The sequence below is a fragment of the Granulicella sp. dw_53 genome (genome assembly GCF_018449545.1).
Taxonomy (GTDB): domain Bacteria; phylum Acidobacteriota; class Terriglobia; order Terriglobales; family Acidobacteriaceae; genus Edaphobacter.
This window is the reverse complement of sequence record NZ_JAAVUR010000056.1, coordinates 1-262: the sequence shown is the minus strand read 5'-3', so window position 1 is coordinate 262 and position 262 is coordinate 1. Positions and strand designations below refer to the sequence as shown.

The window sequence follows — 262 nt, the reverse complement described above, 5'->3', positions numbered from 1 at the left end:
GGCATAGGCGCTGGCCCGGTCCCTGCTAACGATCTTCGTTCCCGGATGCTCTTGCAACCATGTCGCTAGTGTTCCGGCTTCCCGGTCCGGAAGTAGATCCACAACCCGGCCTGCTTCCAGATCGCAGAGAATCGTCCCGTACCGGTGTCCCTTCTTCCATGCCCAGTCATCCACTCCAAGTACCCGCGGAGCCGAGCCGGGAAGAGGCGGAACGCGACGCCGCACCTGGCGCAGTAACGTCGAACCATCAACCAGTAAGCCG

1 protein-coding gene is annotated in these 262 nt (G+C 62.2%); it reads right to left on the bottom strand.

Annotated elements, in window-relative coordinates:
• Positions 1-262 (bottom strand): transposase (locus tag HB393_RS24945; RefSeq protein WP_213807936.1); only part of this gene is annotated, 262 nt, incomplete at both ends.